We start from the raw sequence: 13,728 nt of genomic DNA on the forward strand, positions 1-13,728 counted from the left end.
GATGAGGGGAGGCGGTCGCCGTCCTTGACTTTCGCCCCCCCTCATGCGCCCTTCCGCGCCTCGATTTTTTGAGCTTCAGCGATCCACATGCACGCCTATCGCAGTCATACATGCGGCGCCCTCCGGGCCGCCGACACCGGTCATACCGTCCGCCTTTCAGGCTGGATCCACCGTAAGCGCGACCATGGCGGTCTCGTCTTCATCGATCTGCGCGACCACTATGGGCTTACCCAGCTGGTGCTGGCGCCTGATACCCCCGGCTTCGCGGTCGTGGAGCGGCTGCGCGCCGAAAGCGTGATCAGGGTGGACGGCGAGGTTGTCGCCCGCAGCGCAGACACCATCAACGCCAACCTCGCCACCGGCGAAGTGGAAGTGCGTGTGAAGGCCGTCGAGGTCCTTTCCGAAGCCGCTGAACTGCCTCTGCCGGTCTTTGGGGAGCCCGATTACCCGGAAGAAATCCGCCTGAAGCATCGCTATCTCGACCTGCGTCGTGAGACCCTGCACAAGAACATCGTGCTGCGGTCCAAGGTGATCCATTCGATCCGCAACCGCATGATCGACCAGGGCTTTCTCGAGTACCAGACCCCGATCCTGACGGCGTCGTCGCCGGAAGGCGCCCGGGATTTCCTGGTGCCATCGCGGATGCACCCGACCAAGTTCTACGCCCTCCCGCAGGCCCCCCAGCAGTTCAAGCAGCTGCTGATGGTGTCCGGGTTCGACCGCTATTTCCAGATCGCCCCCTGCTTCCGGGACGAGGACTTGCGCGCTGATCGCTCACTGGAATTCTATCAGCTCGATGTCGAAATGAGCTTCGTCACCCAGGAAGATGTGTTCGCGGCGATTGAGCCTGTCATGCACGGGGTCTTTGAAGAGTTCTCCGACGGCAAGCCGGTCACCCCATATCCGTTCCCGCGCATTCCCTATCGGGAGTCCATCTCGAAGTACGGCACGGACAAGCCTGACCTGCGCAACCCCCTGGTCATGCAGGACGTTTCGGAACACTTCCGCGGCGGCGGCTTTGGCCTTTTCGCCCGGATGCTTGAGACCTCGAAGAACGCCATCTGGGCCATTCCGGCGCCAGGCGGCGGAAGCCGCGCCTTCTGCGACAAGATGAACAGCTGGGCCCAATCTGAGGGTCAGCCTGGCCTTGGTTATATCTTCTGGCGGGAAGGCGAGGAGGGCGGAGCTGGCCCCATCGCCAAGAATATCGGAACCGAGCGCACCGACGCCATCCGGGAACAGCTGGGCCTCAAGGTCGGCGACGCCGCCTTCTTTGTGGGTGGAGATCCCAAGACCTTCGTCAAGTTCGCTGGCCTGGCCCGCACCAAGGTCGGGACGGACCTCTCCCTGGTGGATGAGAACCGCTTCGAGTTCGTGTGGATCGTGGACTTCCCCATGTTCGAGATGAACGAAGAGTCCAACCATGTGGACTTCTCGCACAACCCCTTCTCAATGCCCCAGGGGGAGATGGAGGCTCTGAACACCAAGGATCCCCTGGATATCCTGGCCTACCAGTACGACATCGTCTGCAATGGCTATGAACTGTGCTCTGGCGCCATCCGGAACCATCGTCCGGACGTCATGCTCAAGGCCTTTGAGATCGCCGGGAATGGGCCTGAGTTCGTCGAAGAGCAGTTCGGCGGCATGCTCAACGCCTTCAAGCACGGCGCGCCGCCCCACGGCGGTCTGGCGCCCGGCATTGACCGGATCGTCATGTTGCTGGCCAACCAGACGGCCATTCGCGAAGTCATCGCCTTCCCGCTGAACCAGCAGGGTCAGGATCTTCTGATGAATGCGCCTTCAGAAGTGTTCGACAAGCAGCTGAAGGAGCTGCACATCCGCACCGCGCCGCCGATCAAGGTCTAGGCGGCGCTGGCGGAGCCGGCGGGGCAGGGGGCGCCTTGGGAGACCAGTGGGGCGTCACACCCCTGCAGGTCCTGGGAACCAGGCCCTTGGGCAATCTGGTCGAGGCGTCACTGCAGGCGTGGTTGATCTGGTCCTGATCGAGGTTGCGGGCCCCTGACAGGTCTGCGCCGAACAAGGCGGCCCGGTGAAGGCTGGCGTCCCGGAAATCCGCGCCATCGAACTGTCCGCCGTTCAGGACAGCGCCGTCCATGCTGGCGTCGACAAAAATGGCCCTGTCAAAACGCCCGCTGGATAGATTGGCGCCTTGCAGGGCGGCGTCGCGGAAACTGGCGCCACGCCCATCCACACGGCTGAGGACGGCGCCTTGCAGTGAGGTGTCGTTGAACTGGGCGCTGGACAGGTCAGCACGGCTGAAATTCGCGCCCTGGGCCTCGGTGTCCCGCAGGTCTGCCTTGACCATGATGGCGGAGCTGAAGGCGACGCCCCGGGCCTGAACCCCTCTGAGGCGCGCGTTCGAAAGATTGGCGTTGGAAAAGTTCGACCCGATCATTTCGGAGTCCGTAAGGTCAGCCCTTGAGAGGTCAGCCCCAGAGAAGTTGGCGCCCAGCACCCGAACACTACGCATGTCAGAGCCGACCAGGGCCGCGCCGGAGAAGTTCGCGCCCAGAATCTGGGCGCCCGACATCCGGCGGCCAGAGAGGTCACACTTTTCGCAGGCGCCGCCGAAAGTCACAACGCGGGCGACGACCTTGTCTCCATCCCCTCCGAGGGCGTGCGCAGCTGAAGGCGCCAGAATGGATGTGGCGGCAAACAACCCGAGCAGGAATTCTGTCAGTCGCGAGTGCTGGAACATGGTGGCTATCAACTGCCCCTCATCTTCCGGGAAGGCTACTTAATTCGCCGTAACCCCCTGGGTCGCAGAGTTGGGGGTCAGCAGAGTCGGGGGTCAGCAGCGGGGAATGCGCAGGCCTCTGGGCAGCAGGGTCTGACCATCTCCGCAGGCGCGATCCAGCTGGCCCTGGGTGAGCCCGTGTGCATGTCCCAATTCTGCGCCGGAGAAGTTCGTTCCGTCCAGACGGGCGCCGCTGAGGTTCGCGCCTTCCAGATAGGTCCCCACAAATGTAGCGTGGGTCAGGTCGGCGCCAGCGAAATTCGCAGATGAGAAGACGCCGCCATAGGCATTGACGTCACGCATGTCAGTACGGGAGAAATTTGTGCGGTTCATGACCGAAAGGCTCAAATCCGCCTGGCGAAGGCGCGCCCCGGCATAGCTTCGACCCGATATCTCCATGCCTGCGAAGTCAGCCTGAAACAGATTGCATCCCGTGCAATTGGCGCCCCGCTTGGCCGACGCGATATGGCCGACATTTTGAGCCGAGGCGGCGAGCGGCGATGCGAGCATGGCGATAACACCAAGGATCGGAACCAGCTTCGTCATGTCTTTCGTCTCCATCTGGTCCCAAGCAGATAGGGACCTATGCTTAAGAGCCGGTGACCATGGTCAAACTCGCCTATCCTGCTAGTCTGACACAATGTCCCTGCGATTGCCCCAGTCCCTGCAAAGGGGGCGCCAGTTCGAAACCGGCGAAAGCGTGCTCAATGGCGAGATCGCCTCTGAGAAGGCTTCAACCCTCGGACGTGCCGGCCGCATGGTGGAAGAGGCCCTGCTGAGGCTGCAGGATCCCGGACTGGTCGCAGACCTTGGTCGTGAGGCCCTGCTGAGGGAGGCGGCTGACGCGGTCTGGAAGTTCTTCATCCAGCGGGATGTGGTCGGACTCCGTGACCATTCAGCCGTGATCAGGGACTACCAGATTCCTCGGGCAGTCCTGGTCAGGATCGGCGCAAGATAGTGTGGCGGAGGAAAGCATGAAGCCCATCCATGTCTATGGCATCAAGGCCTGTGACACGATGAAGAAGGCCCGCACCTGGCTGGAGGCTCATGGCATCGCCTATGAATTTCATGACTACAAGTCTGAAGGCGTTACACGGGAAACCGTGTCACGGTGGATCGACCTGGTCGGGTGGGAGCGGGTGATCAATCGAAACGGAACCACATTCCGCAAGCTGGCTGAGGCCGATCGAGCCGACCTGGACGCGGAAAAGGCGCTGGGCCTGATGCTGGCCAACCCATCGATGATCAAACGTCCCGTAGTCGAAGGCGGCGACGAGTTGGTTCTCGGGTTCAGTCCCGAAGTCTATGCGAAGGTGTATGGCTAGGCGCTCACCAGGGCGGAAGGTCCAGTCAGCAGCCTGGTGTAGAACCTCTCGCCCATAAGCTGGTAACCGGCGGTATTGGGATGCAGGTCGTCCGGCAGCATGTGGGCGTCATCCGCGCCGAACAGGTCAAGTCCGCTGAGATAGCGGATGTTGAGATCTCCCGACTGAACCCGTGCGGCCACGACCTGTTCCAGCAGATCCCTCATGGTTTGAAGTGTCAGACCGTCCCCGGCGTCTTCACGACCCGGAGAGTAGATCGGCGAAATGACGACCATAGGCGTCGCGGGGTGTTTCTCGCGGATGATGGAAATCATGGCGTGGGCGGAGTCCAGGAAGGTCCGGGTTTTCAACATGCCTTCCGGCCAGACATTGATCCCGAGCTTCAGGATGATGGCGTCGGCAGTTGAATCCCGGATGATCCGCGCGGCCTGACCGCTCAGGAGGCAGGAGCCGGCCCAACCGAGGTTCTGATGCCTGGCGCCGCAGAGGTTGGCCGCCACCGCGGGCCATCCCGCACTGGCGCCGTCAGCCTCCATGCAATGGGTGATGGAGCTGCCATGGAACAGAAGCAGCGGACCCTTTTCCGCAGCAACTGCCCAATCAGCCTCCGGGTCGAGGGCGAGTTCTGTGATGGAAACCGTCCCTGCTTGCGGAAGCCAGATCTCAAGCAATTTGTCCCGGGCAGGCAGATCGCCGAACTCGATGATGTTGGTCTCGTCTCCCGTCAGGTTTCCTGTCTGAGGGTCCACCAGGGCTCCGCCATCACCCCAGATCCGCTGGTCAAGACACCCATCAATGAACAGGTCATAGGCGCCCCGACGCTCCGCCCCGGCTGCTGGAGGTGAGAGCCGCTGGGCCACCACCAGCCTTAAACGCGTGGAGTTGGTCTGAACCCGGATACGGACGCCTGCCGGGCATGAAGCGACCCATCGATTGAACGGGTCATAGTAAGCGGCCTCGGAGACGGGAAATCGAACCGGCTGCACCGACCCGGGGCGATGGCGAAGATCTACGTGCCCCGACAGCAGTTCGGCGATTTCGGCATGGGAGAGGATTTGCATCGCGGATTCCCGAGTATGAGGTGGACCTGTCCACATGGTCGCAGGCCGCCTCTCTGTGCTTGCCTTGTCAGGTCGAAAATATCCATCGTCACGGTGCATCCAATGCGGGGTTCCGCGGCAATTAGTGGGCAAGGCCGGACGCAACGGGTGCCCGGAACTGGGAGAGTTTGCGATGCACGATTTCTGGTGGAGCTATTGGTGGTTGATTTTCCCGATCGGCGCCTTCGTCCTGGGGGCGTGGGATCGGTGGCTCAGCTACCAGCGCAGCCGTGACACGCTGGAAGTGCTGAAAACCTATGCCGCTCAGGGAAAGGAGCCCCCACCCGAAATCAGCCGCCGGCTCACGGAAGACTATGAGGGCGATGAGTTCGGGGATGAAAGGGTTGGGCGGCGCTATCGGCGCTATCGGCGCTATTACCGCGGGGGCCCATATCGTGAGTGGCGCGCGGCCATCATCACCGGGTCGATCGCCGCCGGCTTGTGGTTTGCAGCCTGGTACGGATTTGTTCCCGGGACTGAAGGAGCCTTCAAGGTGGCGGCCATCATCCTGACCTGTGTCGCGGTGGCCAATCTGATGTTCGCGGCCCTGGGCAGTCGGTATGGCCGCAAATGAGCGCCATCGCCGCTGATAGCGCATGGCGTGGATCGGGCGGCTGGCTTGTGTCGTTGATGACGCGGTCTCAAGGCGCCAGGGGCTGGGCCTCAGATGACGACGCATTGGTTGCAGCCATACGGGGCGGATCCGATGACGCCTTTGCGGTCCTTGTTCAGCGTCACCAGCAGGGACTGCGCGCCTTTCTCCGCAGGACCTGTAGCGACTGGACCCTTGCTGACGATCTGGCCCAGGAAGTGTTTCTTGCGGCCTGGTCGGGGATCGGAAAGCTTCAGCCAGGGGCGAACCTTCGGGCCTGGCTTTGCGGGATAGGATATCGCAAGGCCCTGGCGGCAATTCGGACCGACCGCCGATCGCGACTGAGGGATGCAGAATACAGCAAGGCCGAAACTGCTGTTCTTGCGCCCTCGGCTGAAGACCGGATGACTCTTGATGGCGCGATGAGCGAGCTTCCGATGGATCAGAGGGCGTGTGTCGCCCTTTGTCTTGGCGCAGAATTTACCCATGCCGAGGCCGCTCTAGCCCTGGGCATGCCCCTGGGGTCAGTAAAGTCCCATGTACAGCGCGGCAGGGCCCGATTGCTGAGCGCCCTTGGAGTTTCCGATGATGAAGGCTGACGAGAAGCTCAAGGCCCTGTTCGCTGAAGACATGCCCAGGGCAAGGGACCTGGTGTTCCAGGAGTCAGTGCTTCAGGCTCTGGCTCGGAAGATCTTCTGGCAGGAGCTCAGCATTCTGGCGGCGGCCTGTGGCTCGGCCGTGGTCCTGATCTGGATGGTCGCCCCCAGCCTGGAACCCCTACTGATCCAGTTCGGGCGTCTGTTGACGCCTGGCCTTGTCATCATGGTGCTGGGCGTTCTGCTGTTCGCTGAAGACCTGCGGCGATCAAGGTTCAAAGGATTATGACAAATATTTCATCGCGCCACGTGCATCTGCTGACAGTCTTGCGTGCCTCTTACCTGTATCGATGAGCCAGCGTGGCTCGCAAACAGACAGGAAAGAACGCCAAAATGGTCGCAGTCACAATCGTCGCTATCATATTCGGATCCATAGTTTCATTGTTTCTCGTGCCGACCATTATGCGCAGTCGGGAACGCGAGAAGCTCCAGGACACGCTGAAGGCCGCCATCGAAGCCGGACAATCCCTGCCAGCCGACGTCATCACGGCACTCTCGTCCAACGTGAAGGTGCGCATGCCGGCCTCGCCCGAGCGTGACCTCCGTGTTGGCATCATCTGGTCCGGTGTTGCTGCAGGCCTGACAGGCCTGGCGATTGCCCTCAGCTTTGACGAGCCGGACGCGACCTATCCGCTGCTGGGCCTGGCATGTTTCCCGGGTTTCATCGGTCTGGCCTTTATCCTGATGGCCTATCTGAACCGCAATCGTAAGTCCTGAGGGCGCCGGGGGGAGGGGGAAACTCGTGTCTGGCGTCCAGAGCCTTTCAGGCCACCACGACGTGGATCTGGCCAACCTTGCGGCAGCAGGGGACAGGCGTGCCTTCGGCGAACTCGTGCGCAGGCATGCGACGGGCGTACGCAGCCTGCTTCGCCGCATGGGTGCAGCCCCCTCAGAGGCTGACGATGCAGCTCAGGACACCTTTCTCGCAGCCTTCGAATCCATCAGCGAGTTCCGGGGTGAGGGCGCTTTCGCAGGTTGGGTGAAGAAGATTGCGGTCCGTTTGTATGTCCGGCGGATGAAGCGGGAGAAGCGTCTGGCGCTTCTGGCTGCAGACTCAGCCTTGCAGGAACTCCCGCCAACGGTTTCGGACACCGCGACACGCATGGCTCTCGATGACGCGCTCAACTTGCTGCAACCGGCCGAACGTATGGCCGTTACGCTTTGCTATGGCGCCGGTTTGTCTCATGTCGAAGCGGCGGAGGCCTTAAACTTGCCACTAGGAACGGTCAAATCCCATGTCAAACGTGGTCTGGAAAAGCTCAGAGCGCGACTGGCGACGTCCGAAAATCTCGCTTCAGCAGGGGGGCTGGGGAATGGCTGAGCTCGAATTTGAACGCAGGCTTGAGCGGCTGTTTGCGCAGTCAACGCCGTTTTCCGACGACGTCGAGTTCGCACGACGGGTGGAAGCCCGGCTGGATCAGGGCTGGAACCTTCGCCGTTGGCTGATTGGCGCCGCCGGTGTCTCGGGCGGCGTGGTCGGGGCCAGCCAACTGATCATGTCGAATTTCGTCCACCGTGTTGAAGATGTTTCAGCAGGCTCAAGCAAACTGATTGAAGCCAGTGTCAGTCAGTTGAAGCCGGGCGTGACGCTGTTGGGTCTGGTCTCGACGGACTGGCTGATCATATGGGTCGCCAGCGGACTGGCCGTCGTCGCCATGGGGTTTGTCCTTACCCGGGTGATCGAAGAGATCTGAACCCCCGCAAGGATGGAGATCTGCGCCACGGTTCGGCCACGGTTCCACGTCAAACGAGGTTTCCTTACGGAGTAGGGACCCGGGACATTGCGGCGCAAGGCTAGCCGCTATAGGTTCCGCCGCTCTATCCCTGTACGCCTTTCGAGCGGAGTTCCTACGTGGTCGATGTCTTTGAAGAGGTTGAAGAGCAGCTTCGCTCCGACCACTACAAGGCGCTTGCGCTGAAAATCCTGCCCTGGGCCATCGGCGTGCTCGCCGTAGTGCTCGCGTGCTATGGCGCAGTCGTGGGGTACAACTCCTATCAGAGCAAGGCGGCCGCCAAGGCTTCCGAAAGCTACAGCAAGGCCCTGGAAGCCTTTGACCAGGGGCGGTCAGCAGAGGCTCAGGGCTTGTGGACCGAAGTCTCCAATTCGCCTTCCAAGGTGTACAAGTCACTGGCCCTGCAGCATCTGGGCGCCCTGCGCCTTGCCGCAAATGACACTGCCGGGGCAGTGAAATTCTTTGACCAGTCAGCGGCAAGCGCGCCCGATCCGATGATCGGCGATGCTGCTTCCCTGAAGTCGGCCTATGCCTTGCTCGACAACTCCTCCCTCAAGGACATGCAGGCGCGTCTGGATCCCCTCATGAAAGAGGGCCGCCCCTATCGAACCCAGGCGCGGGAAGCCTTGGCCTATTCAAAGCTCCTGGCGGGAGACACGGCTGGGGCAAGGGGCGATTTCGTTGTCCTTTCCCTGAGTCCGGATGCTCAGGAAGGTTCGCGTCAACGGGCGCAGGCGGCCATGTCGCTCATTGATTCCGGCTCGGCGAAGCTGACGTCGGCTGTGGTAAAGGCTGCTCTTGCTGCGCCGCCTCCCATGATTTCCGCTCCCGGCGCCGGACTTCCCGGCATGCCGCAACAGCCAGGCCCCAACGCCCAATGACGTCCATGCGCCGGAACGGCTCCTTCATTCTCGCACTTGCGGCGGCCTTCGTTGTCAGCGGGTGTGCGACAGTTGAGCGGATCAATCCCTTTCACAAGTCTGACGCCGGTCCCGCAGAGGTGGCGTCGGAGGGTAACCGGATCGCCATCAATGCGCCGGATGAAGCCGTGGCGCCTGCTGAAGGGCTCAAGGGCGCGGACTTCTTCATCCCTGACCCCAAGACAGTGACCGAGTGGGCCCTGCCAGGGGGCACGCCGGAACAGTCTGTGGAACATGCCGACGCTGGCGGCAGCCTTGCTGTCGCCTGGCGCCGCAGCTTCGGCAAGAAGTCCGGAAACGGCGGCTACATCACAGCCCCACCCGTGGCCGCCAACGGCAAGATCTATGTGATGGATGCTGAGGCGACTGTCTCGGCACATGACGCCACTACAGGCGCCACGGTCTGGAAGGTGGATCTCCGCGCCAAATCCAAACGCGATCGCGAAGGTTTTGGCGGCGGCCTGGCCCTGGCTGATGGCAAGCTTACCGTCGCCTCGGGCTTCCGCTTTGTCGCCCAGTTGAATGCCGATACGGGTGCAGTCTTGTGGCGCACCAATACCGAACAGCCGATTCATGCGGCGCCTACCGTCGCTGGCGGCCGGGTGTTTGTGGTGGCGATCGACAATACGCTTCTGACCTTTGACGCGGCGACAGGGGCCGTGGGCTGGACCTATCAGGCCCTGTCGGAATCGGCCCGGATCCTCGCCGCATCGAGCCCGGCTGTTTCCGGCGATACGGTTGTTGCGACCTTCGGGTCTGGAGAAGTCGTGGCCCTGCGTGCGGCCAACGGCAATGATCTCTGGAATGAAGCCCTGTCAAAGGCCAGCCGCACGAACGCCCTGTCTGAAATTCGCGACATTCCTGGTCGGCCGGTCATCTATCAGGGAGATGTTTTTGCGGTCAGCCATTCCGGACTTCTGGCGGCGACCGACCTGCGCACCGGCCAGGCGCGCTGGACGCTTCCGATTACCGGCATCACGACGCCATGGCCTGTTGGCGACGTGGTCTATGTCGTGGACAAGCCGGGCAAGGTTTACTGTATCTCCCGGGAGACCGGTCAGATCTATTGGGTGCGCGACCTCAATGACGGGAAGGTCAAGAAGGGACGCTGGGATTTTGTGACCAAGATGGGCAAGGGCGCCAAGAAGAACGCCGCAAAGCCCCTCTGGAGCAGCCCGATCCTTGCCAGCGGTAAACTGATTACCGTGTCTGACCTGGGCGAACTCAAGGCCGTGAACGCCAAGACCGGTGTTGTTGAGAAAACCATTCAGCTTGGTCAGCCTGTCCTGCTCGGGCCGATCGCACTGAATGGAACCCTGTATGTCGTGACCGATGAGGCCCAACTCATCGCCTTGCGTTAGAGCGGGAAGGGGATGCCCCGATGCCGCTTAGACTTGCAATCGTAGGACGCCCGAATGTCGGGAAGTCGACACTCTTCAATCGCCTGGCCGGCAAGAAACTGGCCATTGTCGATGACCGGCCCGGTGTTACCCGCGACCGGCGCTTCGCCACGGGTCAACTGGGCGACCTTGCGCTCGAACTGATCGACACTGCCGGTTTCGAGGACGTCACCGACGAAAGTCTCGAAGCCCGCATGCGGGCCCAGACAGAAATCGCCATAGATGAGGCTGACGTCGCCCTTTTCGTGGTGGATGCCCGCGAGGGCATTACGCCCATGGACGAGGTCTTTGCAGAGATATTGAGGCGCAAGGACAAGCCGGTCGTGCTGGCGGCCAACAAGGCCGAGGGCAAGAAGGGCGATGATGGAGTCAATGACGCCTTCCGTCTTGGCCTGGGAGAGCCCATCGCCATTTCCGCCGAGCATGGGGAGGGCATGGCGGACCTGTTCAACGCCCTCGTGGATCTCTCGGATGAACATGAGATCGTCGACGGCGAGCTGGCTGAGATGCCGATCAAGCTGGCCATTGTCGGACGCCCCAATGCCGGCAAGTCGACCCTGATCAACAAGCTGATCGGCGAAGACAGACTGCTGACCGGCCCTGAGGCCGGGATCACCCGCGACGCCATTCCCGTCGACTGGGAGTGGGATGGCCGCGCCATCCGCCTGGTGGACACAGCCGGCCTCCGCCGCAAGGCGAGGGTTCAGGAGAAGCTGGAAAAGCTTTCCACAGCCGACACCATCCGCGCCATTACCTTCGCCGAAGTGGTCGTTCTGGTGATGGACGCCACCCACCCCTTCGAGATCCAGGACCTGCAGATCGCCGATCTGGTGGAACGCGAAGGCCGGGCCCTGGTCTTTGTGGTGGCCAAATGGGATCTGGTTGAGGATCCCAGGACGACACTCGAAGAGATCACCGAGAAGGTCGACCGTGCCCTGCCGCAATTGCGTGGATCACCGCTGATCGCCCTGTCCGCCGAAACGGGCCGAAATCTCGACAAGCTCATGCCTGCGGTCCTGAAGGCCCATTCGGACTGGTCGACGAAGGTGAAGACCCGCGACCTGAATGACTGGTTGGCCATGGCCATCCAGAGGCATCCGCCTCCAGCCGTTGGCGGTCGTCGTGTGAAGCCGAAATACATGGCCCAGACCAAGGCCCGTCCGCCGACCTTCGTCATGTTCGCCAGCCGGGCTGACCAGCTTCCCGAGCACTACAAGCGCTATCTGATCCACTCCCTGCGGGAGAGCTTTGACCTGCCTGGCGTGCCCATGCGTCTGACAGTCAAGTCGAACAAGAACCCCTATGCCGAGGGCGAGGCCAAGAGCGGCGTGGCCATTGATCGGCCCAAGCCCAACCGCAACAAGGCCAAGACCGGTCTCGCCACCAAGAAGAAGGCTGAGGCCGCCGCCAAGGCCAAGGCGGGCGCGACTGGCAAGCCCAAGCCCATGCGGGTCGCCAAGCCCAAGCCTACGGGTGCGCCGAAAGGGCGGGCCCAGAAGCTGGCCAGGCCGGGTGTCAAACCGAAACGGGCTGCCCGCGTTCTTTCCGCCACGCCGAAAAATCGACGTTAGTGTCTGGCTGGCCGAGGTCAGCCTGGGCCAGCTCGACCATCAACGGGCCGATCTCTGAAGGGTGAGGCAGGGTCTCGGGATCCTCGCCGGGCATGGCTTCGGCACGCATCTTGGTGCGCATGGAGCCGGGGTCGATCAGGGCTGCCCGGACAGTCGTATTCTCCATCTCGTCCGCCCAGGTCCTTACAATATGCTCCATAGCTGCTTTGGAGGCGCCATAGGGGCCCCAGAAGGCCTTGGGGCGGATCACTCGACCCGTGGTGACAAACAGGGCTCTGCCCTGCGGAGCCGCCTTCAGAAGGCGTTCTGTGGCCCGGATGAGCCTGTAGGTCGCGGTGGCGTTTACGGTCATCACCTTGTCCCAGAGCCCGGGCTCGACGTGACTGACCGGCGTCAAGGCGCCGAGGACGCCGCCGCAATGCACCAGCAGGTCAAGGCGGCCGAACCGCTGGTGAATGGCGAGGCCCAGATGGTCAATGCCGTCTGTCAGGGACAGATCGAGGGGGACCAGGGTCGCTGACTGCCCCGTCAGGGCGCGGATTTCGTCATCGAGGGATTCCAGTGCGCCTTGTGTGCGGGCCGTGGCGACGATGTGGGCGCCCGCCGAAGCCAGAGCCAGGGCCGTTGCGCGGCCAATGCCCCGCGAAGCGCCTGTAACCAGGGCGATCTGTCCTGCAAGGGGTGTAGGTGTATCGGTCATGGGAACTCTTCAGGTATTTTCGGGCGATAGCTGATCTTCAGCGCGCTCGGCATAGTGCTGGGCGATGACGGCGCTGGCCATCAGCTGGATCTGGTGGAAAATCATGATGGGCAGAAGGATCAGCCCGAGGCTTGCGCCGGGGAACAGCACGCCTGCCATGGGGACGCCGCTGGCGAGGCTCTTCTTGGAGCCACAGAAGACGATCGTGATTTCATCGGCCTTGTTGAATTTCAGGGCGCGGGCGGCGGTCCAGGTGGCCATCATGACGGCGGCAAGCAGGGCGCAGCAGATCAGTCCCAGCCGGACGAGGTCATAGGCGCCGACCCGGTTCCATATGCCTCCGACTACGGCCTCCGAAAAGGCGGTGTAGACCACCATCAGGATCGAGCCGCGATCAACATAGGACAGGATCTTGCTGTGCGCCGACACCCAGGCGCCGATCCAAGGACGCAGGACCTGGCCCGCCATGAACGGGAGCAGCAACTGGAATACTATGGCCTGGGCAGAATGCAGGGACAATCCGCCGCCATTTGTGTGCATCAGGGCGGCGCCCAGCAGGGGTGTCACCACAATGCCCAGCAGGTTGGAAGCCGTTGCAGAGGCCACGGTCGCCGCAACATTTCCCCGGGCGATGGCCGTGAAACCGATGGACGACTGAATGGTGGAAGGCAGACAGCCCAGAAAAATCAGGCCCGGCGCCAACGACACAGGGGTGATCCAGGCGGGCAGGGCGGCCAGTCCCAGAGTCAGGACCGGAAACAGTACGAAGGTCGCGGCCAGGATCAGAAGGTGCAGGCGCCAGTGCGTAATGCCTGCGAGGACAGCTTCCCTTGAGAGCTTGGCGCCATGCAGGAAGAAAACAGCTCCGATGGCGACCTTGGTGGTCAGGCTGAATACAGGTGCTGCGGCGCCATGGGCGGGCAACAGGCTGGCCAGCACCACCATGCCAATGATCAGGAGGATATAGGTGTCC

Annotated in this window: 16 protein-coding genes and 1 pseudogene; 12 read left to right on the forward strand and 5 right to left on the reverse strand. The window is 62.2% G+C overall.

The genetic code is table 11. The annotated features are described in order from the left end of the window. The first annotated feature begins 87 nt into the window (after positions 1–87). Complete coding sequence (locus CFE28_08945; GenBank protein ID OYU70109.1) at positions 88–1,866, forward strand: aspartate--tRNA ligase; 1,779 nt, start codon at positions 88–90, stop codon at positions 1,864–1,866. On the opposite strand, the gene CFE28_08950 is transcribed toward CFE28_08945, so the two are convergent. Continuing rightward, a complete protein-coding gene (locus CFE28_08950) occupies positions 1,856–2,719 on the reverse strand; it encodes a hypothetical protein (GenBank protein ID OYU70110.1) in 864 nt (287 codons plus the stop codon). The two genes, CFE28_08945 and CFE28_08950, sit on opposite strands and share 11 nt — an antisense overlap. A gap of 93 nt (positions 2,720–2,812) precedes the next feature. Beyond that, positions 2,813–3,304, reverse strand: a complete 492-nt coding sequence (locus CFE28_08955; protein ID OYU70111.1) for a hypothetical protein — start codon at positions 3,302–3,304, stop codon at positions 2,813–2,815. Between the two features lie 94 nt (positions 3,305–3,398). Between CFE28_08955 and CFE28_08960 the strand changes: the two genes are divergently transcribed. Together CFE28_08960 and CFE28_08965 are read left to right on the forward strand one after the other, a co-directional pair. Continuing rightward, positions 3,399–3,716 carry a hypothetical protein gene (locus CFE28_08960; GenBank protein OYU70112.1) on the forward strand — a complete coding sequence of 106 codons (318 nt, stop codon included), beginning with the start codon at positions 3,399–3,401 and terminating at the stop codon, positions 3,714–3,716. A gap of 16 nt (positions 3,717–3,732) precedes the next feature. Continuing rightward, entirely contained in the window at positions 3,733–4,083 is a 351-nt protein-coding gene (locus tag CFE28_08965) for an ArsC family reductase (GenBank protein OYU71636.1), read from the forward strand. Here the strand turns inward: CFE28_08965 and CFE28_08970 are convergent. After that, positions 4,080–5,243, reverse strand: coding sequence for a hypothetical protein (locus CFE28_08970; protein ID OYU70113.1), 1,164 nt, complete (start codon positions 5,241–5,243; stop codon positions 4,080–4,082). The genes CFE28_08965 and CFE28_08970 overlap by 4 nt on opposite strands. Positions 5,244–5,316: 73 nt before the next feature. Between CFE28_08970 and CFE28_08975 the strand changes: the two are divergent. From CFE28_08975 to CFE28_09015, 9 genes and pseudogenes are all read left to right on the forward strand, one after another. Beyond that, a pseudogene (locus tag CFE28_08975) lies at positions 5,317–5,466 on the forward strand (hypothetical protein). Positions 5,467–5,813: 347 nt separating this feature from the next. After that, the gene (locus tag CFE28_08980; GenBank protein ID OYU70114.1) at positions 5,814–6,374 is read left to right on the forward strand and encodes an RNA polymerase subunit sigma-70; all 561 of its coding nucleotides are present in this window, start codon (positions 5,814–5,816) and stop codon (positions 6,372–6,374) included. After that, on the forward strand, positions 6,364–6,660 hold the full coding sequence (locus tag CFE28_08985) for a hypothetical protein (GenBank protein ID OYU70115.1): 297 nt from the start codon (positions 6,364–6,366) through the stop codon (positions 6,658–6,660). The genes CFE28_08980 and CFE28_08985 overlap by 11 nt, the downstream gene beginning before the upstream one ends. 104 nt (positions 6,661–6,764) lie before the next feature. After that, entirely contained in the window at positions 6,765–7,148 is a 384-nt protein-coding gene (locus CFE28_08990; protein ID OYU70116.1) for a hypothetical protein, read from the forward strand. A gap of 25 nt (positions 7,149–7,173) precedes the next feature. Next, positions 7,174–7,752 carry an RNA polymerase subunit sigma-70 gene (locus CFE28_08995; GenBank protein OYU70117.1) on the forward strand — a complete coding sequence of 193 codons (579 nt, stop codon included), beginning with the start codon at positions 7,174–7,176 and terminating at the stop codon, positions 7,750–7,752. Further along, positions 7,745–8,125: a hypothetical protein gene (locus CFE28_09000; GenBank protein OYU70118.1), complete on the forward strand. Its 381-nt coding sequence runs from the start codon at positions 7,745–7,747 to the stop codon at positions 8,123–8,125. The genes CFE28_08995 and CFE28_09000 overlap by 8 nt, the downstream gene beginning before the upstream one ends. Before the next feature lie 158 nt (positions 8,126–8,283). After that, complete coding sequence (locus CFE28_09005) at positions 8,284–9,045, forward strand: hypothetical protein (protein ID OYU70119.1); 762 nt, start codon at positions 8,284–8,286, stop codon at positions 9,043–9,045. Further along, on the forward strand, positions 9,042–10,445 hold the full coding sequence (locus CFE28_09010; GenBank protein OYU70120.1) for a dehydrogenase: 1,404 nt from the start codon (positions 9,042–9,044) through the stop codon (positions 10,443–10,445). Before CFE28_09005 ends, CFE28_09010 begins: the two co-directional genes overlap by 4 nt. Before the next feature lie 20 nt (positions 10,446–10,465). Further along, a complete protein-coding gene (locus tag CFE28_09015) occupies positions 10,466–12,055 on the forward strand; it encodes a ribosome biogenesis GTPase Der (GenBank protein OYU70121.1) in 1,590 nt (529 codons plus the stop codon). Here the strand turns inward: CFE28_09015 and CFE28_09020 are convergent. Both CFE28_09020 and CFE28_09025 read right to left on the reverse strand, forming a co-directional pair. After that, positions 12,000–12,755, reverse strand: a complete 756-nt coding sequence (locus tag CFE28_09020; protein OYU70122.1) for an oxidoreductase — start codon at positions 12,753–12,755, stop codon at positions 12,000–12,002. The two genes, CFE28_09015 and CFE28_09020, sit on opposite strands and share 56 nt — an antisense overlap. 9 nt (positions 12,756–12,764) lie before the next feature. Continuing rightward, entirely contained in the window at positions 12,765–13,700 is a 936-nt protein-coding gene (locus CFE28_09025) for a bile acid:sodium symporter (GenBank protein OYU70123.1), read from the reverse strand. Between the last annotated feature and the right edge of the window lie 28 nt (positions 13,701–13,728).

The sequence above is a fragment of the Alphaproteobacteria bacterium PA2 genome, from assembly GCA_002256425.1.
Classification (GTDB): Bacteria; Pseudomonadota; Alphaproteobacteria; order Caulobacterales; family Caulobacteraceae; genus Phenylobacterium.